We start from the raw sequence: 21,816 nt of genomic DNA, 5'->3' as shown, positions 1-21,816 counted from the left end.
TGGGAGGGATATGGATGTACGAATTAAAAACAAAGGAAACGGACAGTAGTGTCATTGAGTTTATCGAACAGGTAGATAATTCAAAAAAACGTGAAGATGCCTATCGACTTTTAGATATCTTCACAGAGACCTCTGGATATGAGGCAAAGATGTGGGGACCAAGTATTATTGGCTTTGGATCGTATCATTACAAATATGCAACGGGTCATGAAGGAGATGCACCACTAGTTGGTTTTTCCCCGAGAAAAGCAAAAATCAGCTTGTATTTTGCACCTGGTGACAAGAAGCGGGAAGAATTATTAAAGGTATTTGGTAAGCATACAACTGGAAAAGCATGTGTGTATATCAATAAAGTAGCCGATATCAAAGAAGAAGTCTTAAAGGAAATGATTAAAGAATCTATCACTTTTTTAACCGAAATGTATCCAAGTAATTAGTGTAAAGTCCCTTATTATTAAGTAAGGGACTTTATTACATATAGGTTAAGGGAGCAAATCAAATATTCCTAAAAGAGACAATACAATTTCAAATAAAATGAGGATTACAATAATCCATTCAACGAATAGGCCGCGAATCGAATGACTGATGGTTGAAAATCCATCCATGATGTTATAAAGTATTTCCGTTTTGCTTTTCAAAATTTTATAACGATCATTTAACTCAAAAAACTCCAGCATTCTGTCATAAAATTCGCCGGCGGAACTGCTTGTCCAAGTAATGTCAGGCTTATCTAATATCATGATGTAGGCAAGGGTATTATACTCATGACGGATGATTTTTGCTGTCGTCCTTGCTAGTTCCTTATTTCCAATTCGGAGCTTGCCTTTCTCCAGCCGGTCAATCATCGTTTCAAGTTTATCATTAATTTGTCCAAGCTGTTCTTCAGTTTTCTCTAATGCCACCGATTTCGCTAATACGGTTGAAATCAATTCTGGGTAGTAACTTTCATATTCAGGTACTACCACATATTCATCCGTTAACTCGATACTTTCTGTTTCTTTTACATGAAGGCTATAATCATCACTATATTTTCCTGCGTTTTTGACATCAATGTCCGACTCAAAGGAGTGGAGGTAGTTCAAAAAAACAGTTATCTGAAGTGGAGAAGAGGAATTAATGAAGACAATGCTACCGAAGGAAAAAACAAGTACCATTTGGGTTTCATCCACATCTTTTTGGAGAATTGATCTTAATATTTCACCTTTTATAATTAAGGGTTCCTCCCAGGTGAATTTCTTTGGTATTCCACAATGAACGGCGATTTTGTTCAAATCTATTTCGTTGGTAATCGCAAAGGCTTTAAAGGTTAAATCTCTCATATTCACCACTCTTTTCAAGATTACTTTCCTTACTAGTATATGAACTGTACATTGAATTTAATGAAGGATATGGGAAAATATTAATATGAAAAGTTTGTTTGAAACCAGAAATACTCATCCTGCCCCTTAAATTACATAAAAAAAAAGCCGTCATAAGCGGCTTTTGTCATTATTTTGCAAAAACATGATTCCCAATTGTCTTCACAACTTCACGTGTTGTAATCCATTTATCGGTTGCAATTTCTGGATTATAAAAATAGATTGAATCATTTAACCGATCTTGTCTTGTTAGAGCTTCTTCAACAGCTTGTACCGTTTCATTTGAAGCTGGCTTATTTATTTCACCATTTTGAACAGGGGAGAAGGCATAAGTGCCACCGACAACTTCGTTGATAACTCCCGAAATTGAATTTGGAAATTCAGGTGAGTCAACCCGATTTAATACCACTGTTGCAACAGCAACTTTCCCATCAAATGTTTCTCCTTTTGCTTCTGCGTCGACTAATCTGGCAAGTAAGTCTTTCTCTTCATTTGAAATTGAAAGTGTTGGGGCAACAACTTCTTGTTCTGGCGCTTCTATTGATGGATCAGCAGATTGAGTATCTAAACTAGGCGTTTCTTCTTCTGCCTGTTTTGCTATTTCTAGTGATTTGGAGTTCGGTTTGTAAGCAATGTATTCTTTTCTCTCATCATAACTATTAATGGCTTGTTGAACTTCTTTCAAGATTAAATCTTGAGGTTGTCCAACGGTAGTAAGACTATCAACTTTTACGACCTGATATTCGGTAATCGCCTCAACGGTTGTATTTTGTAATCCTATAAATGCAAATGTAGCTACACAAGCTACAGTAACTTTTTTAAAATAAGTGTTTTTCATGCGGCTACCTCCTGGTGTTTTGTATGTTATAACACTAACATGGTTATCCAAGTGTTATACAGAACGAGGAAGTTACATTTCTTTATAATTTGATGAACAACATTACAGCTTAGATGTAAATGTGACACAATTCCTATGGATTTGCCATAATTAAGCCAAATTTTATGAAATGAAGGGATTAATTGGATAGGAAAAATAGGGCGAACGTCAACTAATAGGTTAAAATAAAGTTATTTCTATAATCTAATATTTCGGAAAGGAAAATATATTTGCGTTGTGGTACGATATCCATATCAAATTTTAATTAGACATATTGGAGTTGGAGTAGCATGCTAATTTGGAAACGTAATTTATGGGTGCTGTGGATTGGAGTGTTTTTCTGTTCAGCGAGCTTTTCCATGGTTATCCCATTTTTGCCGATTTTCCTACTTCAAATTGGTGTGCATGAACACACGGAAGTATGGTCGGGATTATTGTTTAGTGCTGCTTTCTTTGCAGGTGCGATTGCTTCACCATTCTGGGGAAGAGTGGCAGATAAACATGGAAGAAAGCCAATGTTAATTAGAGCAGGATTTGCTCTTTTTCTAGTCTATACATTAACTGCTTTTGTTACAAATCCTTATCAGCTCCTAGGATTACGGATTATGCAGGGATTATTAAGTGGATTCATTCCAGGGGCAATTGCGTTAGTCGGTACGAATACACCAAGCAATAAAGTAGGATACGCACTATCCATGATTTCCTCTGCGTCTGCTTCTGGGGGAATAATTGGACCGCTGCTAGGAGGGGGAATTGCAACGTTAGTGGGGAACCGAGTGGCCTTTGGCAGTGCAGGGGTGTTCTCGCTCGTATCAACTCTCCTTGTAATATTTTGGGTTACCGAGGAAAATTTCTCACCTAGCAAAGAGAAAGGGTCGATTCGAAATGATTTTCGTATCGCACTCTCGAACCGTCCATTAATGATGGTACTGGCTTTAACCAGTTTGACATCTGCTTCCATTATGACGATTGAACCAGTACTTCCTTTATATATAGTGGATTTGGGCGGTTCTACACAGCATGCATCATTACTGGCAGGAATTGTTTTCTCACTTCCTGGAATCGCGAGTGTTATCTTTGCTCCATTGTGGGGGAAATGGGCAGATAAAGTCGGTTTTCAAAAAGTATTATTTATCGGACTAATGGGTGGCGGAATTGGAACTATCGCTCAAATCATTTTCAGTAATATTTGGGGGTTTTCACTAACCAGGTTTATTTTCGGAATTTTTTTCTGTGCGGTATTCCCGGCATTAAATGGTCTAGTTGTAAGATCAACACCTAAAGATTTTCGCGGGCGTGCATTTGGATTACACCAAACCTCCAATCAAATAGGTGGGATGATTGGTCCAATCATTGGTGGGATCTTAGGCGGCATTTTCCCTGTTGGAACCGTATTTGTTGTAACGGGTATATTACTCCTAGCTGGTACAGGTTTTGCATATTTAAATGGAAACCAGTTAAATCAGGGGTTAAAATCGAAAAACATCTAAAAAAGATACAAATAGTAGGTAATGACACCAACAATAATTCCAGTTATAGCTCCAAAAAATACTTCAGTCGGTTGGTGACCTAATAATTCTTTTAATTTTTCTCTAGACTCCGGTTTCTTTAAATTGGGGTCTTTTAACGTTTCAATCAGACTGTTAAAATCAACTAAAAGCGTGTTTAAGATTTCTGCATGATATCCAGCATGCCTTCGGACCCCCATTGCATCGTGAAGGACAATCGCTGACATGACCACACAGATGGCAAACTCATTTGATTTAAATCCAGTCATTAAACCAATAATGGTGGTTAATGAGATAATCATCGCAGTATGTGAACTTGGCATGCCGCCAGTACTAAACATTAAACCCCATCTTATTTCTCTTGTCGCAAAAAAGTGAATCGGGACCTTAACGAATTGTGCAATCAACATTCCTAAAAAAGCAGCCAAAATCGGACCTGATAAAAACATAAGGACCTCCTTCAATAAATGTGTTTTTTTTATCATATCAAAAATATCTTATATTTAACCAAGTGATTTGAAGAATATGAAAAAACGGTCACTTCGGGAAAAGGTGAAATGACCATTTTATGTATTTTTGTGTTAAATTCCAAGTATTTGTTCTAATTGCTCTTGATTAAATCCAAATACAACCTCTGACCCATTTTCGTCCTCTATAACGGTTGCGGGTGTTGCTGAAGCACCTATTTCAACAATTTCATCTAGATATTTAGGATTTTCTCTGATATTTCTTTCCTCGAAATCAATTCCGTTAGCTTTTAACCATAGTTTTTCAGCTGTACATGGACCGCAGCTATCTTGGGTATATATGACCACTTTTCGCACTTACATTCCTCCTTTATTTAACTACCGTTATCATAATACATTACCCTAAAAAAAGTCTCTTCTAACGCCTGTAATTTTCAAATCGTACATGTAGCTATTTGATAGCAAAATGATAGCAACTGCTAGTTGGTTGCTAAAACTAAAAAACCACTGAATCGGCAGTGTTTTGTGTATCTATAAAACGTAGTAAAGACTCATATTTATATTTAATCGACATACATATACAGTAGGAGACAAGCTTTAGGCTGGTGGTAAAAATATTGAAAAGGAGATTGGCACATAGGGATGGAGTTCTTACAAGAAATCATTGCGAATTATGGGTCATTTTTATCATTAGACGCATTGGGGGAAGTATTAACAGATCCTGCTAGTTGGGGAATAATTGGTACCTTGGTCATTCTAGAAGGATTACTATCGGCCGATAATGCGTTAGTACTTGCTGTTTTAGTCAAGCATCTGCCGGAAGAACAACGAAAGAAAGCACTATTCTATGGAATTATTGGAGCTTATCTTTTTCGGGTAATTGCGATTGGAATAGGTGTAACGTTAATTAATATTGGTTGGATTAAAATCGTTGGTGGTCACTATCTTCTATGGCTTGTCCTTCAACACTTTGTTAATAAAAAGGATGGGGAGGAGGATATTCAAACTAAAAAGGTAGGGTTTTGGAGCACTGTTTTGACCGTAGAGTTGATGGATATTGCTTTTAGTATCGATAGTGTTATCGCAGCATTTGGTGTATCAAATCAAGTGTGGGTGCTCTTTTTGGGCGGAATCTTAGGAATCTTAATGATGCGCGGAGTTGCTCAACTTTTCTTAGCGTTAATTGAAAGAATACCGGAGTTTGAAACTACTGCATTTGTCATAATCGGTATTATTGGATTACGAATGATTTCGGCAGCCTTTGGTTTTCAGATGGATGAGGTCATATTTTTTAGTATTATCATTGGAATCTTCCTAGGAACATTCTTGGTACACTTTTTTAAGGCTAAATTGGTTATCAAATAAAACATAGAGACCTATCGGGGTCTCTTTTTCAAGTGTTCAAATTATCTGAATTAGGTTAAACTTAAAGAGTTGTTCGATCAATTTTTGGTGTTACAGGGGGGATAAATTATGCATGTAGAGGGATACATAGAGGTTACAGGCGGACGAGTTTGGTATCAAATATTTAATAAAAATTCAGTAGCTACACCTGTCATAATTTTGCATGGAGGACCAGGATCTTCCAGTTATTCTTTAGAAGGCTTACAGGCACTCGAAGCTGAGAGACCCGTTATATTATACGACCAATTAGGATGCGGTAGATCAGATCGTCCAAAGGATACATCTTTATGGCAGCTTGAGCGATTTGTTGAGGAACTGGCTCAGATTAGGGATGCATTAAATTTAGAAGAAATCCATATTTTAGGACATTCATGGGGAACAACCTTAGCAGCTGCTTACTGTTTAACCAAACCAAAAGGTGTAAAGAGTGTGATTTTTTCAAGTCCGTGTCTAAGCGCTCCGCTTTGGGAACAAGACCAGATAGAGAATCTTAAAACACTTCCGAAAGAAATTCAGGAAACCATCAAGCACTGTGAAGAAACGGGTATGACCGATTCTGAGGAATTTAAAGCTGCCATTCAGGAGTTTAACAAACGCTTTGTTTGTAGAGTCGAAAAAGATCCAGACCCTGAATGGTTACAAAAAGGTGCCGGATATCGAAACCCGGAGATTTACAATATTATGTGGGGTCCATCTGAATTCAGTGTAAAGGGTAATTTAAGATCTTTCGATTGCACAGCTCGTTTGAACGAAATCAACTGCCCTACATTATTTACATGTGGACGCTATGATGAAGCTACACCTGAATCAACAGAATATTTTAGCAGACTAGTACCCAATGGGAATTTACATGTTTATGAGAACAGTGCCCATATGGCATATTTTGAGGAACGTGAAGAGTTTTTACAAGTAGCAGGAGACTTTTTAAGAGCTATCGATTCCAATTAAAACCTTGCTTCTATCAAAAAAATCCACCGTGAAGGTGGATTTTTTTATTTGCATTAAAGAACGTCTAATTTAGCAACGATTGTAACAAGAATTTGAAGAAGAGCCTGGATATTGACGGCAACTTGGGTATCAGTAGTAGTTACTTTGATGTGTTTAGATCCTTGGATAATCGTTTTTTGAGAATTTTTTTGCTTATTTTTAAAGATTTGTTTTAAGTCTTGTACCACTGCATTTCCTTTGTCAGTATCACCAATCGTGACGCTAATAACAATTGCAATGGCTACTTGGATTGCTGCTTGCAATGAGACTGCTACTTGTGTATCCGTAGTTTGTACGTCTACACCTTCAGAATCTTTAATGATAATCCATTCGTAGGATTGTTGCTTGCTGGAAACAAATTGATCTGCCTCTTGCATAACGTCTGCTTCACTACCTTTAGGATGGCAAGAGTCTAATGCTTTCCATTTATTTTCTGTCATGTTTTTTCACCTCTTTTTATATTTTTTATAAAACATCAATTTTGGCAACTAAAGTCAGCAAAACTTGTAATAATGCCTGGATGTTAACTGAAACGTCCGTATCAGTAGTTGTGATGTTAATATCTTTGGAATTTTCGATGCTAATTTTTTGGAAGTTATTTTGTTCTGAGTCGAAGTATTGAAGAAGATCTTGTGCAACACTTTGACCTTTGTCAGAATCAAGAATAGTTATTCTAATGACGAGTGCGATAGCAAGTTGCAAGGCAATTTGTAGAGAAACTGCCGCTTGCGTATCAGTTGTGTGAACACAGATATTACAGGAATCTTTAATGAAGATTAGTTCCTCGGATTCTTGTTCCATCAATGAAACCTGGTCTGCGTTTTCAAATACATCTGCTTCATGAGATCCATGCGATTGGTGTGCCGGAGCAGGATGGAAAACTTCTGGCTCATGATGGACATAAGCAAATTGCGGTGCTTCCTCATACGGTTGTTGTACGGATGGCTTGTCCTCAAAATGCATATCTGAAGATTCATCCTTCCGGTATTTCTTCCCTTGTTTATCCTTTTTGTTGGATGGCATTTTTTTACACTCCTTTGTTATAGTTTGTATTTCAATATAATATATGGAGTTGTCCAATATTGTGTTTGTGTTATTTGCAGATTTTTCTTGTTTTACCAAAAATGAAAAGAACGCCTAATCTAGACGTTCTTTGGGAAAGTATTATTCTGCGTTATCAGCTTTATTTGTAGAGTTATCTTTCTTGACAAATGCATCTACCTGCTTGGAAAGGTCTTGTACTAACTCTTTAATTGCATGTTTTTGTTCGTCTGTTAACTTTTCCTTTCCTTGTTCAAGATTGATACCGTTCTTTTTAAAAATATCACTTACAAGCAAATCAAGTAGTTTACTTGTGAATAAGGGGTTTTGATTTGAATCACTCACACCATATCGCTCCTTTTAATAGAAATATCCATTATCAGGATATGCAAATGGTTACAAATATTCCTGCACAATTTGTCCAAAAGATAAAGGTAAATAATAAAAACATGCTATAATTTGGTATTAAAATTAATTTGAGGATAAGAAGGCTGAATTCGTGAAATTATTATTTGTCATGCTTGGAGGATTTTTGGGAGCAGTATCAAGATTTACTCTTGGTGAATGGATTAAAACAGATAGTGGTTTTCCTCTGGCCACCCTATCGATTAATCTCTTCGGCTGTTTTATACTGAGCTGGTTCCTCACCTTTATAACGTTAAGAAAAAGTAGTAAACCAGAATTCACTTTATTCATTGGGACTGGATTTATAGGTTCATTTACCACTTTTTCTACTTTTTCAGTAGAGACCGTTTTATTATTTAATAATGGACTTACGGTTTATGGGGTTATATATATAGTAGCAAGCATTTTTTTCGGAGTGCTGCTTGCATACATCGGATATAAAATTGCTCGAATTAAACGAGGATAAGGGGGACCACATTGATCTGGTTAATCGGTTTAGGCGGTTCTTTAGGAGCAGCAGCAAGATATCTTTTGAGCTATTGTATTAATAATAAAAAGATTTCCAAGAACTTCCCAGTTGGAACTTGGGCAATTAATATTACTGGTTCCTTTCTTTTAGGGTTTCTAGCTAACCTTCATCAAGCAGGTGGCATCAGTGATGGGGTGTGGCTTTTTACTGGGGTAGGTTTTTGTGGTGCCTACACCACTTTCTCGACATTCGGTTATGAAGTGATTACATTAATTCAGCAGAACAAAAAAATGCTGGCCGGTATATATGTTTTAACATCAGTATGCGTAAGCATTGGAACTGCTGCTATAGGTTTTATGCTCTGAATAATTTCTATGATTAATTTGATAAAAAGAAAGCAAAATAAGAGGGGAAAAAGAATGATTTTTATTAGGAGGATTTTGATGTCTAAGAAAAAATATACCCCTTCAACAGAAGTTGATCAAAAGCAATTATTAAATGATAAGGTAGAGGAAGCTCGTAAAAACAACTTCGAAGATGATCATGTACGCAGAGTTACTCCAAATGGCGCCCAGGGGCAATAGGTTTATTAGGGTTGTTGTATAAGCAGCAACCCTTTTTTGTGTGAAATTTTAATGTTATAAATTATTTTAGGATATTTTTATACTCTTTTCCCTTTTGTACATAGTTTTCACTGGAATATCGCAGCATTTCAAAGTCTTTTTCTGTCAATTCACGCACCACCTTACCAGGGGAACCGATAACGAGTGAGCGGGGTGGTATTTTGATTCCGCTAGCTAAAAGCGTGTTTGCTCCGATGATACATTCTTCTCCAACCTCGACATTGTCTAATAAGGTTGACCCCATTCCGATAATAGAACTTCTGCCAATCTTACATCCATGTAATATAACATTATGACCAATCGTAACATCGTCTCCAATCACTACGGGTGAGCCTTCATACAGGTGGATGGTAGAGTTATCTTGAATACTGGATCTTTTCCCAACCGTAATCGGGCCATCATCTCCACGCAATACAGCATTAAACCAGACAGTTGATTCCTCTCCTATCGTTACATCACCAATTATATAAGCACCTGGTGCTACAAATACACTTTCATGAACTTTGGGTGTAATACCATTATAAGGAATATGCATGCACTCTCTCCTTTTATATTCAGAATTGTTTTGCATTTCAGCAAGATTATACCACTTTTTTCAAGGAAACGAGAAACGTTAGAATTGAAAAATACTACTTTTAAAATGCATTGGTGAATAAGACCCTTTTTTAAGGAACAATATTACTAGGAAGAAATAATCATTTTTTTAAAATGGAGAAAAGTACCCCCATAAAAAGTTGGATTAAATAGTATAAAAGGCTCTCATCCCGTAAGAGGGTGATAACGTGTCTACTTTAATTTGGACTATTTTTCCATATTTCCCAATGACTACTAAACTCTCAATTTCTGCTCAATGCTATTTTTCACCCTAGATTCGACATAAAATCCAACGCTCTAACTGTATTTTTAAATTAGCACCATGTTTGGACATAAATTGTGCGATTGGAAGGGGGGCAGTAGGTTATAAGTCTAGAAAAATACTTAGGGGGTAATGGGATGAGAAAAAAGAAACGAAGGTTTCTATCGGTGCTTTGTACCGCGATGTTAGTTGTACCAATGCTCATGCAGCCTCAATTGAATGCGGTAGCCGCAACGAAAGGGGGAAGTGTTTCGGTAAAAGAAACACAAGCTTCCCCAGCTAAAAAGATTTCAACCAGCCTAGAGAAACAATTTGATGAGAATGAAAAAGTAACCTTTTTAATTAAGATGAAGGAACAGGTCGATACGGCCAATGTCGCAAAAGAAGCAGATAAAAAAGCTAGCTTGAATAAAGCGACTCCTGCAAAAGCCAAATCACTAAAACGTTCTTCGATTGTTTCTGAGTTAAAAGCAACGGCACAGGAAACTCAGTTCGAATTGCTAGCATTTCTTCAAGAACAAGTCGAAGCTGGAAATGCAAAAGATGTACATTCCTATTATGTCGTAAACGGAATTGCGGTAACGGCAACAAAAGAGGTTATGGAAAAGGCTGCCTCGTTCGAAGAAGTTGAAAAAGTCCTTCCAAATGAAACAAGACAATTATTCGTTCCTGAAAAATCTGTCGTTGCGGTGTTAGAACCGAATGCAGAAACCAATGCGATTGAATGGAACATTGATCGTGTCGGAGCTCCAGCCGTTTGGGAAATGGGGATTGATGGAAGTGGAATTACCGTCGCATCCATTGATACAGGAGTTCAGTGGAATCATCCAGCACTACAGTCAAAATATCGTGGGTTTAATGAAGCTACAGGTCAGGCAACACATGAAAACAACTGGTTTGACGCGGTACGCGGTCAATCAGCTCCATATGATGATCTCGGTCATGGTACTCATGTAACCGGGACAATGGTAGGATCTGAGCCAGATGGATCGAATGCGATTGGTGTTGCACCTGGTGCTAAATGGATTGCTGTTAAAGCATTCACATCAGCTGGTGGAACGGATACTGACTTATTAGAAGCTGGTGAATGGATTTTATCACCGAATGGTAATCCTGACTTAGCTCCAGATGTTGTTAATAACTCATGGGGTGGAGGAGCAGGATTAGATGAGTGGTACCGCCCAATGGTTCAAGCATGGAGAGCAGCAGAAATCTTCCCTGAGTTCTCTGCAGGCAATACGACGTTATCAAACCCTGGCGGACCAGGATCTGTTGCCAATCCTGCCAACTATCCTGAATCAGTTGCTACTGGTGCAACTGATATTAATAACTTACTAGGAAGTTTTTCTTTATTAGGGCCATCTCCTTATCAAGAGATTAAACCAGAGCTAACTGCACCAGGCGTCAACATTCGTTCTTCCGTACCTGGCAGCAGCTATGAAGGTGGATGGAATGGAACATCTATGGCTGGCCCGCACGTAGCAGCAGCGATTGCCTTATTACTACAAGCAAATTCTAGTTTAACAGTAGATCAGCTAGAAGAAATTTTACAAACAACCGCTATCCCCTTAACAGACAATACCTATCCGGCATCTCCAAACAACGGATATGGTTCGGGATTATTAAATGTGTATGACGCAGTATCATCTGTCATTTCTGGCTTAGGAAAGCTGAAAGGACAAGTAACAAAAGATGGAAACGACAGTGAAGCTCCGGTGCTAGAACATTCCCAACCTGCCACGGTTTTTGCAGGAATGCCACTAACGTTACAAGCTTCAGCTGCCGACAATATCAGTGTAACAAATGTGGAAGTTGAATATCAATTAGAAGATGGAACAACGAATACTATCACTGCAGAGCGTGTTAGCGGAGATTATAAAAGTGGGGTCTACCAAGTAATAATTCCAGGTGAGGATATTGCTGGTGACTCGTTCTCTTATACCATTAAAGTCTCTGATTTCGGTGGTAACCAGACAGTTAGTGAACATACATTAGCAGTACTCCCAGGAATTACAGTTGGATATGCTCAAGATTTTGAAAATAATCCAGATGGATGGACTTCTTATGGTGCAGTAAATACTTGGGAATGGGGTACTCCGACAAGTGGTCCAAGGGCAGCATTCTCCGGGGAAAAGGTTTATGCAACAAACCTTGACGGCACATACGATAGCCGTGCCAATATGTCATTGCAAATGCCTCCAATTGATTTGCCAGAAGGAAGCAGCTATTTACAATTTAAGCAGTGGTACAATCTTGAAAGGAACTATGACTATGGCCATGTTTATGTTTCTACTGATGCCGTAAACTGGGTTCAAAAGCTACGTGTTAATAATTTGTCTAACGGCTGGATTGATGGAGAAGTTGATCTAACTGAATATGCCGGTCAACGGATCTATATTGCTTTTAATGTAAAGACTGATGGCAGTGTAGTTAAAGATGGCTGGTATTTAGATGATGTCCGCCTATCTGACACACCACTTGCCGTACCAGAAGGACTTGGTGTTGTAGAAGATATAGAAGACTCCTCTTCTAATGTCGGATTAAAAGAAAAAGTTGATCCGAATAAAATAACGATGCAAATTCCTGAGGTTTCTAAAGAAACGTTTACTGATAATATTGCACCGATGGCACTACCCATGCAGGCTCAGGTAACTGTATTAGAATCCGGACGAAGTGTAAAAACCAATCCAGCAAACGGAAGCTTCGAAATGACGCATGCTGCTGGTGAATTTACCATCGTTGCTGAAAGTTATGGATATCACCCAGAAACACAAACTGTTACCATTGAACAGGATGGGGAAGTAACAGCAAACTTTACTCTTGAAGAACTTGCTGAAGGTACTGTGTCAGGAACTGTTACAAACCAAGCAACCGGAGAGCCTGTTGCAGGTGCCACCGTTTATGTGATTGAGGACGCTAAAGTAGCTCCTGTCCAAACCGATGGAAATGGACAATATTCGTTAATAGCCTATGAAGGTGAATATACACTAAAAATCATTGCACCACATTTCTACAGTCAAGAAGTCACCATTTCATTGGATGGAAGTATCACACAAGACTTCGAAATTAAGCCTTTCATCGGTTACCCAAGTGAAATTGGCTATGATGATGGAACTGCTGAAAATGCTAGAGCATTTTACGACGCAGGAAACGGCTGGGCTGTGAAAATGTCATTGGCACCAGGGAATGAAAAAGCACTCGTTTCCGGGGGATTATTCCGATTCTGGGATACAGAATGGCCAGTTCCGGGTGGTACCAAATTCAAAGTAGAAGTTTATGATGCTTCTGGCGTTGATGGTGCTCCGGGTAAAAAGCTTGCCGGTCCTATTGACGCTACTGCTTTACGGAATGGTCAATGGACACATGTTGATTTAAGCAGTCTTGGTATTATTGTGGAAGGAGACTTCTATCTAGTTTATATCCAAGCGGGAATCAACACCGCTTCACCGGGGCTAGCAACAGATGAAGATGGTGAAAATGCATTAAGAAGCTGGCAATATGTTGGCGGCAGCTGGTCTCAATCACCTGAAGATGAAGGAAACTTTATGATTCGTGCGGTAGTAGATTACGAGGTTATTGCTCCAACCATCACATCTCCAGTTGATGGCTCATTCACGAATGTTGCTCAGGTAACGGTTGAAGGAAAAGCTGCACCAACTACAACGGTTCATATTTATAATCATGGAGAAGAAATTGCAACTGTTGAAGCAACGGATAAAGGAACTTTTGCAGCAAAAGTTACCCTTGAAGATGGAGAAAATAGCTTAACGGCCAAAGCTTCAACACTTCAGGGAATTACCGATGCTTCAGCACCTGTAGCTGTAGTGTTTGACCAGCAAGCTCCAGAACTATCCATTACCAGTCCATCAGACGCTAGTAAAATGAATAAAGAAACCGTTACGGTGACAGGTACAGTTGTCGATGATTATTTGAATTCGGTCACAGTTAACGGTACATCAGCCAGAGTGGAGGATGGCATCTATTCTGCAAGAATTATATTAGATGAAGGAACAAATACAATTAAAGTCACAGCTAATGATTTGGCCGGGAACACAACAGAAAAAACCGTACAAGTAAATGTAGATTACACAGCACCAGTGATAGCCAATGTGAAACCTGCAGAAGATAAGACGCTAAAGAAGGGTGAAAGTGTAAAAATTGAGTTCACAAGTGAGCCAGGATTAACAACCTCTTTTGCGATTCATATGCCATTAACTAACCTTAGAACATCACAAGTACAAAATGCAACGGAGCTGCCGATGAGGGAGGTATCTCCAGGTTACTATGAAGGCTACTATACTGCAACGAAAGATATGGTTGCTGATGGTGCTGTTATTGAAGTAAAAGCAGTGGATTCATTTGGAAATGAGTCTAGAAAAACTGCAGACGGTAAATTGTTTATTAATGTGAAGAATAAAGATAAGAAGTAATTAAAAGAGGAGTATCTTCCCTAGTTGGAGGACGCTCCTTTTTCAAATTCAAAATGAAAGCGCTTTAAAAATTAACAAAATAATTAAAATAGTCAAATAATATTGACGAAGCCGATTTACAGTGATAATCTAATTAATAATTTAAAATGAATCAATGACGAGAAGAGTAGGATTTGCTTGTTGTCCAAAGAGAGTCGACAGTTGCTGGGAGTCGATGTCAGGGCTTATCCGAAGATCATCTCTGAGACGTATTGCTGAAAACTGACAGTAAGCTATACCGGTATAGTCCACCGTTACACGGAACACGTAAATTTTTTACGTTAATCGAGAGTCGCAGTCTAGTTTTTTTGCTGCGGAAGTAGGGTGGTATCGCGAGTTCACTCGTCCCTATACAAGGGGCGGGTTTTTTGTTGTTTAAAAACAATTGAACGCCTTAAAAATGGCAAATTTTTAATGAAAGAAAGAGGAGGAAAGTGAAATGAGTCAACAAGTTGATCAAAAAGAAAAAGCAATTGAGGTAGAGGATATTATTATTGCAAGCCACACCATTAAGGATGTGATTTCGCCTACTCCTCTGCAGTTTAATCACTTATTATCTGAGCGGTATGGCTGTCATGTTTATTTAAAGCGTGAGGACCTGCAAAGTGTTCGATCCTTTAAAATCCGCGGTGCTTACAATCGAATCAAAAAATTGACAGAAGATGAATTGGAAAATGGGATTATTTGTGCCAGCGCCGGAAATCACGCCCAAGGGGTTGCCTATTCTTGTAATCATTTAAAAATCAATGGGAAAGTCTTTATGCCGAGTACAACGCCAAAACAAAAGGTCAATCAAGTGAAGTTTTGGGGGAAGGAACATGTAGAGATTGTTTTAGTAGGCGATACCTTTGACGATGCCTATGAAAAAGCAATGGAATGTAGTCAATTAGAAAATAGGACGTTTATACACCCTTTTGATGATCCAGATGTTATTGCCGGTCAAGGGACAGTTGCGGTAGAGCTACTTAATGAGTGCCCAGAGAAAATTGATTATCTTTTTGCAGCCATTGGCGGGGGAGGCCTTGTTTCTGGAGTTGGTACCTATATGCAGCATTTCTCACCAGAGACACAATTAATTGGCGTGGAGCCTCAGGGGGCTGCAGGAATGAAGGAATCGATTTCAAAAGGTGAAGTTACTTCATTGAAAAAAATTGACCCATTTGTTGATGGTGCAGCTGTAAAGACGGTCGGTTCCATGACCTTTAATATTTGCAAAGACCTTGTAAAGGATATTGTCGTTATACCTGAGGGAAAGGTTTGTACTACATTATTGGCGCTTTATAATGAAAATGCCATTGTGGTTGAACCAACAGGAGCACTGTCGATTGCAGCATTAGATGACTATGCAGAAGAAATCAAAGGGAAAACGGTTGTCTGTATTGTCAGTGGCGGTAACAATGATATCGGTCGTATGCAGGAAATTAAGGAGCGCTCGAAGCTCTATGAAGGACTTCGTCATTACTTCATTGTCCAATTTCCACAACGCCCAGGTGCATTGCGTGAGTTTTTAGATGATGTATTAGGACCCAATGATGACATTAGCCACTTTGAATATACAAAGAAGAATAATCGTGAAACCGGGCCTGCTTTAGTGGGGATTGAACTAAAGTCTAAAGATGATTACTATCCATTAATGGAACGGATTCATGCCAAGGGGTTTGTTTTCCGCGAAGTAAATAATGATAGTACCTTGTACCAGATGCTTGTATAAAATTGAAAAAGAGCCCAGCGACGGGCTCTTTTACCTATTCTAATTTAAAAACCGCTTCTCCTACACCTAAATCTGTTGTTAAATTAATGACTACCTCTGCGTCTTCGTACGCTTCGTTGACGTATACGCCGTTCCCCTTGGAAATAAAATCAACAAAATCTGCCGTTCCAATTCCTTTTGAGGCTTTAATTTTCACACCAACATCTTTGGGAAGAATGATGGTCGATTTCCCAACACCTAATGCTAAGGCTGCATCAAAGCTTTTGTCCCAATTGCCGCCAAGGTCAATTGTGATATCGCCGACACCAGCATTCACATCTAATTCTTTAATTAATAAACCCTTTAAATCTAAATTTGTTTCAGAAGCCCCTGAATTAACACGTAAATCTAAGGGAATTTCATCTGTAAGAGTGAGGTTCCACTCGTTTTTTAACTCGCCGATTTTAATGTTATCTACTAGCCCTTTTTTATCCTGTTCTATAACCCCAATCCCTTTATCACCCTTAAGCTTATAAGAGACTTCAGGTTTTAGCTTATCTTGATTATAATCAATTGAACCTTCAACCCATTCATTTGCACCTTTTTCGACTTTTAATTCTCCGGCACCAAGGTTTAGTTCAAGTTGTAATTCTTTAGCTTTATCTTTCTCAATCATGACTTTCTCATTTTCATCACTGCCATTTGCAAATATTCCACAACCAGATACTCCGATAAGCATAGATACAGCTAACACACCAGCAAAAATTCTCTTTTTCATCTTTTTCTCCCCCGTTTCTTCATCTACCATCATTGTACTGAAAGCAATCAGGTTGAAAAAACGGCGCAAGATGGAATTTACTCTCAGACTTGAGACCTATGGTAAATAATGCCTATATATCAATATTACTACTTGACTACAAAAATCTCTATTATTAGCTAATAGGGTAACAATCCTAGCACTTTGAACAGTATATCATTTATAATAATTTAAAGATTAAAATAAATAACAAGGTGGGGGCTACGTGTCAAAAACAATTTACACAAATGGATTAATCTATACTCTTGATTCTAACCAACCAGTGGTTGAGTCTGTAGTGGTTGAAAATGGAAGGATTATAGATTTAGGTTCACACCATGAAATAAACCTGCAATGGGGAAGAGCTGGGTCTAAGATGGTTGATTTAGGCGGAAAAATGGTAACTCCAGGTCTAATAGACAGCCACTTACATCTATCAGGATTGGCGTTTAATTTCATAGACTTGGATTTGACAGGCACTAAATCGAAAACAGAAATGTTAGGTAAAATAAAGCAAAAAGCGGATACCATTGAACCAGGGAAATGGTTAATTGGAATGGGATGGGACGAAAATCTATTTACGGAAGGAACGACTCCTACTATAGAAGAATTAGATTATGTCGCACCGCATTGTCCGATTTTCCTAAAGCGAATTTGCTATCACGCATTTTTAGTGAATAGCAAGGCACTTGAAATGATAGACTACCATCCTTCAAAAGAGGTTCCGAAAGGTGGAAGTGTTGTTCTTGATCCCCAAACAAAAAAACCGACAGGAATGCTGTTGGAGTCTGCTTCCCAATTAGTCACGAAACACATTCCAGAAAAAACATATGAAGAGCTAAAAAACGGGTTGGGTCTAGGAATGAAATTTGCCATTAAAAAAGGTTTAACCAGCGTACATACCAATGATCCGGCCTACCTAGGGGGACTTGAACAAACATATAAAATGTATGACGAATTAATCAATCAAGAAAAATATGATTTACGTTGTAATCTTTTGATTGACTATCCATTTCTGCCTGCCTTAAAAGAAAAAGGAATGTTTGCCGGTTTTGGTAATGAGAAATTACAAATTGGTGCGATAAAAATATTCGCTGATGGTGCATTTGGAAGAAGGACTGCTTTGCTTTCAGAGCCATATAACGATGAACCAAGTCAATATGGCGAAGCCATGCAAACACAGGATGTCTTATTTAACATGGTGAAAGATGCAAGGGAGCAATCCTTCCCCATTGCCGTCCATACCATTGGAGATCAAGCATTGGAAAATGTTCTCGATATCCTCGATCAATTTCCAAAAGTAAACTATCGTGATCGAATTATTCATACTTCCTTAGTTCGAGAGGATTTAGTGAAACGATTAGCAGATCCAAGCAGAATTGCTGACATTCAACCACGATTTGTGGTCGGAGATTACCCCTGGGTGATTGATAGAATTGGAAAAGATCGAGAGCGTCATCTATATGCTTGGAAAACCTTATTGTCAGAAGGAGTTTTATGTGCGGGAGGATCAGATACTCCTGTAGAACCAGTAGATCCATTATTAGGGATTCATGCGGCAGTTACAAGAAAAACACCAGGTCACCTCGAGACTTGGAATGAAAGTCAAAAGATCTCCATGCTTGAAGCCATAAAGTTATTTACCATTGGCGGTGCCTATGCAACAAACGAAGAAGCAAAAAAGGGAACCATTTCAAGAGGAAAATTAGCGGATATGACCGTTTATTCTAAGAACCTATTTGAAATGGAAAACCCTGACGAATTGCTAGAAACAAACATTGAAATGGCCATTATTGATGGTAAAATACAAGAGGTCTAGGAATAGTAGAAAATAGGGCATCTTATATCCGAAAAGGATTAAACATGTATACGTTAACTATTATTTGTAAAAAAACAAGGAGGTAAATTCCATGACAAATGGAAATAAAATCAGCAATAAAAAGGAACTGGCACTAGAACAACGTGAAGAATTACTGAAGGCATTGTCAGTTCGTTTTGAGAAAAACATGCACCGTCATGAAGGTCATGAATGGGCGAATGTCCTAGCAAGGCTGGAAGCTAATCCTGAAAAACTGTGGTCGCTCAATGAAATGGAAAGAACTGGCGGTGAACCGGATGTTGTAGGGTATGATCAGGAGAAGGACGAATACACTTTTTATGATTGTTCAGCAGAAAGTCCTAAAGGCCGCAGAAGTGTTTGTTACGATCGTGAAGCTCTGGAGTCAAGGAAACAGCATAAACCAGAAAATACCGTTATTGATATGGTAACTGACATGGGCATTGAACTACTAACGGAAGAACAATATCGAGCGTTGCAGGAACTTGAAGCTTTCGATAAGAAAACATCGAGCTGGGTGCTAACACCAGCTAATATTAGAAAACTCGGAGGCGCAATCTTTTGTGATCGGCGCTACGATACTGTCTTTATGTATCACAATGGTGCAGACTCTTACTATGGTGCGAGAGGGTTCCGTGGCTCATTAAGAGTCTAAACTTTATTTTAAATGTTCTAAAAGGTCAATGAAATGTTGGGCTAATCATAATATTAGACACCTGATAACAAAGATAATAAAATTAAGTTAGTGCTTGTAAACTATGAGCAATCCAAGATTGTACTATGAGTAGGGGTGTCGAGAAATGGATGATCGTTTTTTTAGAAATGCAATGGGGAAATTTGCAACGGGTATTACCATCGTTTCAACTGAAGCAGAGGGCGAAGCACATGGAATGACAGCAAATGCTTTTGTTTCTGTTTCATTAAGTCCTAAGCTAATTCTTGTATCGATTGATAAAAGAGCAAGAATGCTGCCACTTATCCAACAATCTAAGAAATTTGCCGTTAGCTTCTTATCCGAAGCTCAGCAGACTGAATCAATGCGTTTTGCGGGACAAATTAAGGAGGAAACTCCATATAGCTTTGAACAATTTGGAGAGCTACCAGTTATTCAAGGTGCACTTGCCAACATGACATGCAATCTATATAACGAAGTTGAGGCAGGAGATCACATTTTATTTATTGGTGAGGTTACCGACCTTAAAGTGAACGAAGGGGATCCGTTGTTATATTTCGGAGGGCAATACCGTAAATTAACAGAATAACAAATTTCGAAAAAGCTGTCCTTGGCAGCTTTTTCTTATTGTACTTCTTGTTTAGTATTGTACAATAGGAAAAGGAGGGATGTCCTTTGTTAAAAAAAGTAAGAATTACATTAGGAATTATCGTATTACTATTAGCGGGATTTGGATTAATCACTAAAAACTTCGTGGCACAGCCATTTATGATGTTAGGCCTATGTGCCTTTATATTAGTTGGCGGGATAGACGAGCTTAAACAGGGAAATAAACGACGCGGCTATATAAATATTTTCTTATCGGTATTTGTGTTAGCTGTTGCCATACAAACCTTTATAGCTTAAAAGGAGAAGTCTTATGATTTCTCCTTTTTTTTGTTGATTTTTTGGATTTCTATTAAATATATCTCAATTATTTCCCAACTTTCGTAGGTAATTAATACGTTGATTAATTAGAACTTTCTAAATAAACTCAATGTTACAGCCGCTCAAAAGCTGTACCTAAAAATAGGAGAGGGAGATAAGATGAGAAAGAAAAAGAGATTAGCTTCTGCATTACTAGCAGTTACAATGGGTGTATCATTATTTGCCTCAGCCGCTTACGGTGAGGTTACAGATTCAAAAGAAACCTTCCGGGTCTATGTTAATGGACCGAGTTCAGAAAAAGCAAAGGCAAAGCAAGAGACCGGAGTGCGTTGGGATTTTGGAGCTGAAGGCTATTCCACCTCTGTGAACTTCAAACAATACCAATCCTTATTACACAATAAGAATTTAACGATTACCAATGTCCAAGAAGTACATTTGGATCGAATTGATAATGCTTCAAAAGACAAAATTGGGACAACCGCTATTACATCTCTACCAAGTGATCGTACTCCTTGGGGTATGCAAGCCATTTACAATGATCCAAACCTTACAAGTACCGCCGGAGGTGTAGGAATTAAGGTGGCTGTCTTAGACACTGGTACGTATATTAATCACTACGATTTGGTTGGTAGTGGAGAACAATGTAAAGATTTTACTCAGTCCTCTTCACCGATTATTAATGGTTCCTGCACAGATCGAAACGGACATGGTACACATGTCGCTGGAACTGTACTCGCACATGGAGCCACAGATGGTTTAGGGATTTATGGGGTAGCACCGCAAGCTAAACTATGGGCATATAAGGTTTTAACAGACAATGGATCTGGATATTCCGATGATATTTCGGGAGCCATTCGTCACGTAGCGGATGAAGCAATAAGAACAGGATCAAAAGTGGTTCTTTCCATGTCGCTTGGTTCGAGTAGTAAGGATAGTATGATTGCTAGTGCAGTAGATTATGCATATAGCAAGGGAGTTCTAGTTGTTGCTGCTGCCGGTAATAGTGGTTATGCCGCTAATACCATTGGTTATCCAGGTGCCTTAAAGAATGCTGTAGCAGTAGGTGCTTTAGAAAATGTTCAACAAAATGGTAGCTATCGTGTCGCCGATTTCTCATCACGTGGCAACCCTCTAACTGACGGTGATTTTATTATTGGAGAAAAAGATGTGGAAATTTCTGCACCAGGTGCTGCGATTGAATCAACATGGTACGATGGCAATTACAATACGATTAGCGGTACCTCTATGGCAACTCCACACGTATCAGGCTTAGCTGCAAAAATTTGGTCAGCGAATTTGTCTTGGTCTCATACCCAGCTTCGTTCTGAATTACAAAGAAGAGCTAAGCTTTACGATATTAAAGGTGGGTACGGTGCCGCTACTGGTGATGATTATGCTTCTGGGTTTGGTTTTGCTAGAGTAAGATAAT

Annotated in this window: 23 protein-coding genes and 1 other annotated feature; of the genes, 14 read left to right on the top strand and 9 right to left on the bottom strand. The window is 38.5% G+C overall.

The genetic code is table 11. The features are described 5' to 3' along the window. Positions 1–14 precede the first annotated feature (14 nt). Positions 15–437, top strand: a complete 423-nt coding sequence (locus tag V7124_RS16460) for a DUF1801 domain-containing protein (RefSeq protein WP_335416382.1) — start codon at positions 15–17, stop codon at positions 435–437. Between the two features lie 45 nt (positions 438–482). Here the strand turns inward: V7124_RS16460 and V7124_RS16455 are convergent, their stop codons facing one another. After that, positions 483–1,319 carry an RMD1 family protein gene (locus V7124_RS16455; RefSeq protein ID WP_335491062.1) on the bottom strand — a complete coding sequence of 279 codons (837 nt, stop codon included), beginning with the start codon at positions 1,317–1,319 and terminating at the stop codon, positions 483–485. 169 nt (positions 1,320–1,488) lie between these two features. After that, positions 1,489–2,196, bottom strand: a complete 708-nt coding sequence (locus V7124_RS16450) for a cell wall hydrolase (protein ID WP_335491059.1) — start codon at positions 2,194–2,196, stop codon at positions 1,489–1,491. 329 nt (positions 2,197–2,525) lie between these two features. Between V7124_RS16450 and V7124_RS16445 the strand changes: the two genes are divergently transcribed. Continuing rightward, complete coding sequence (locus tag V7124_RS16445) at positions 2,526–3,725, top strand: MFS transporter (protein WP_335491056.1); 1,200 nt, start codon at positions 2,526–2,528, stop codon at positions 3,723–3,725. Here V7124_RS16445 and V7124_RS16440 read toward each other — a convergent pair. Both V7124_RS16440 and V7124_RS16435 read right to left on the bottom strand, forming a co-directional pair. Further along, complete coding sequence (locus tag V7124_RS16440; protein ID WP_335491053.1) at positions 3,722–4,192, bottom strand: divergent PAP2 family protein; 471 nt, start codon at positions 4,190–4,192, stop codon at positions 3,722–3,724. The genes V7124_RS16445 and V7124_RS16440 overlap by 4 nt on opposite strands. A 132-nt stretch (positions 4,193–4,324) precedes the next feature. Further along, positions 4,325–4,567, bottom strand: coding sequence for a glutaredoxin family protein (locus V7124_RS16435; RefSeq protein ID WP_335491049.1), 243 nt, complete (start codon positions 4,565–4,567; stop codon positions 4,325–4,327). A gap of 285 nt (positions 4,568–4,852) precedes the next feature. Between V7124_RS16435 and V7124_RS16430 the strand changes: the two genes are divergently transcribed. After that, complete coding sequence (locus V7124_RS16430) at positions 4,853–5,575, top strand: TerC family protein (RefSeq protein ID WP_335491045.1); 723 nt, start codon at positions 4,853–4,855, stop codon at positions 5,573–5,575. 108 nt (positions 5,576–5,683) lie between these two features. Continuing rightward, complete coding sequence (locus V7124_RS16425) at positions 5,684–6,562, top strand: proline iminopeptidase-family hydrolase (protein ID WP_335491042.1); 879 nt, start codon at positions 5,684–5,686, stop codon at positions 6,560–6,562. 53 nt (positions 6,563–6,615) lie between these two features. Here the strand turns inward: V7124_RS16425 and V7124_RS16420 are convergent, their stop codons facing one another. The 3 genes from V7124_RS16420 to V7124_RS16410 form a co-directional block, all read right to left on the bottom strand. Next, positions 6,616–7,041, bottom strand: a complete 426-nt coding sequence (locus tag V7124_RS16420) for a spore coat protein (protein WP_335491039.1) — start codon at positions 7,039–7,041, stop codon at positions 6,616–6,618. Positions 7,042–7,066: 25 nt separating this feature from the next. Further along, entirely contained in the window at positions 7,067–7,624 is a 558-nt protein-coding gene (locus V7124_RS16415; RefSeq protein ID WP_335491036.1) for a spore coat protein, read from the bottom strand. A gap of 141 nt (positions 7,625–7,765) precedes the next feature. Further along, positions 7,766–7,987, bottom strand: a complete 222-nt coding sequence (locus V7124_RS16410) for a spore coat protein (RefSeq protein ID WP_335491033.1) — start codon at positions 7,985–7,987, stop codon at positions 7,766–7,768. A gap of 154 nt (positions 7,988–8,141) precedes the next feature. Here V7124_RS16410 and crcB (V7124_RS16405) point away from each other — a divergent pair, with 154 nt between their 5' ends. The 3 genes from crcB (V7124_RS16405) to V7124_RS16395 all read left to right on the top strand — a co-directional run bounded on the left by crcB (V7124_RS16405) (position 8,142) and on the right by V7124_RS16395 (position 9,100). Further along, positions 8,142–8,513, top strand: a complete 372-nt coding sequence (gene crcB / locus V7124_RS16405; protein ID WP_335491030.1) for a fluoride efflux transporter CrcB — start codon at positions 8,142–8,144, stop codon at positions 8,511–8,513. An 11-nt stretch (positions 8,514–8,524) separates the two neighbouring features. Continuing rightward, a complete protein-coding gene (gene crcB / locus V7124_RS16400) occupies positions 8,525–8,881 on the top strand; it encodes a fluoride efflux transporter CrcB (RefSeq protein WP_335416400.1) in 357 nt (118 codons plus the stop codon). Positions 8,882–8,959: 78 nt separating this feature from the next. Continuing rightward, positions 8,960–9,100 carry a hypothetical protein gene (locus V7124_RS16395; RefSeq protein ID WP_335491027.1) on the top strand — a complete coding sequence of 47 codons (141 nt, stop codon included), beginning with the start codon at positions 8,960–8,962 and terminating at the stop codon, positions 9,098–9,100. 61 nt (positions 9,101–9,161) lie between these two features. Here V7124_RS16395 and V7124_RS16390 read toward each other — a convergent pair whose 3' ends face one another. After that, positions 9,162–9,674 (bottom strand): gamma carbonic anhydrase family protein, encoded by a 513-nt coding sequence (locus tag V7124_RS16390; protein WP_335491023.1) that lies wholly within the window; start codon positions 9,672–9,674, stop codon positions 9,162–9,164. A gap of 458 nt (positions 9,675–10,132) precedes the next feature. On the opposite strand from V7124_RS16390, the gene V7124_RS16385 reads away from it, so the two are divergent. Continuing rightward, positions 10,133–14,425, top strand: coding sequence for a S8 family serine peptidase (locus tag V7124_RS16385; protein WP_335491018.1), 4,293 nt, complete (start codon positions 10,133–10,135; stop codon positions 14,423–14,425). A gap of 145 nt (positions 14,426–14,570) precedes the next feature. Continuing rightward, positions 14,571–14,817, top strand: a binding site (T-box leader). An 86-nt stretch (positions 14,818–14,903) separates the two neighbouring features. After that, positions 14,904–16,175, top strand: a complete 1,272-nt coding sequence (ilvA, locus tag V7124_RS16380; protein ID WP_335416407.1) for a threonine ammonia-lyase IlvA — start codon at positions 14,904–14,906, stop codon at positions 16,173–16,175. A 34-nt stretch (positions 16,176–16,209) separates the two neighbouring features. Here ilvA and V7124_RS16375 read toward each other — a convergent pair whose 3' ends face one another. After that, positions 16,210–16,932, bottom strand: coding sequence for a toast rack family protein (locus tag V7124_RS16375; protein ID WP_335416409.1), 723 nt, complete (start codon positions 16,930–16,932; stop codon positions 16,210–16,212). 244 nt (positions 16,933–17,176) lie between these two features. On the opposite strand from V7124_RS16375, the gene V7124_RS16370 reads away from it, so the two are divergent. The 5 genes from V7124_RS16370 (at position 17,177) to V7124_RS16350 (ending at position 21,815) form a co-directional block, all read left to right on the top strand. Beyond that, on the top strand, positions 17,177–18,769 hold the full coding sequence (locus V7124_RS16370; RefSeq protein WP_335491015.1) for an amidohydrolase: 1,593 nt from the start codon (positions 17,177–17,179) through the stop codon (positions 18,767–18,769). Between the two features lie 91 nt (positions 18,770–18,860). Further along, positions 18,861–19,442: a DUF4256 domain-containing protein gene (locus V7124_RS16365; protein WP_335491012.1), complete on the top strand. Its 582-nt coding sequence runs from the start codon at positions 18,861–18,863 to the stop codon at positions 19,440–19,442. A 145-nt stretch (positions 19,443–19,587) separates the two neighbouring features. Continuing rightward, positions 19,588–20,049, top strand: a complete 462-nt coding sequence (locus V7124_RS16360; protein ID WP_335416414.1) for a flavin reductase family protein — start codon at positions 19,588–19,590, stop codon at positions 20,047–20,049. Between the two features lie 86 nt (positions 20,050–20,135). Continuing rightward, positions 20,136–20,366, top strand: coding sequence for a DUF3953 domain-containing protein (locus tag V7124_RS16355; protein ID WP_335416416.1), 231 nt, complete (start codon positions 20,136–20,138; stop codon positions 20,364–20,366). Between the two features lie 180 nt (positions 20,367–20,546). Further along, positions 20,547–21,815, top strand: coding sequence for a S8 family serine peptidase (locus V7124_RS16350; RefSeq protein ID WP_335416418.1), 1,269 nt, complete (start codon positions 20,547–20,549; stop codon positions 21,813–21,815). Position 21,816 lies beyond the last annotated feature (1 nt).

This window comes from Neobacillus niacini, assembly GCF_036961885.1.
Lineage (GTDB): Bacteria > Bacillota > Bacilli > Bacillales > Cytobacillaceae > Neobacillus > Neobacillus niacini_H.
The sequence above is the reverse complement of the archived record's forward strand: the minus strand, read 5'-3'. Positions and strand labels throughout refer to the sequence as shown.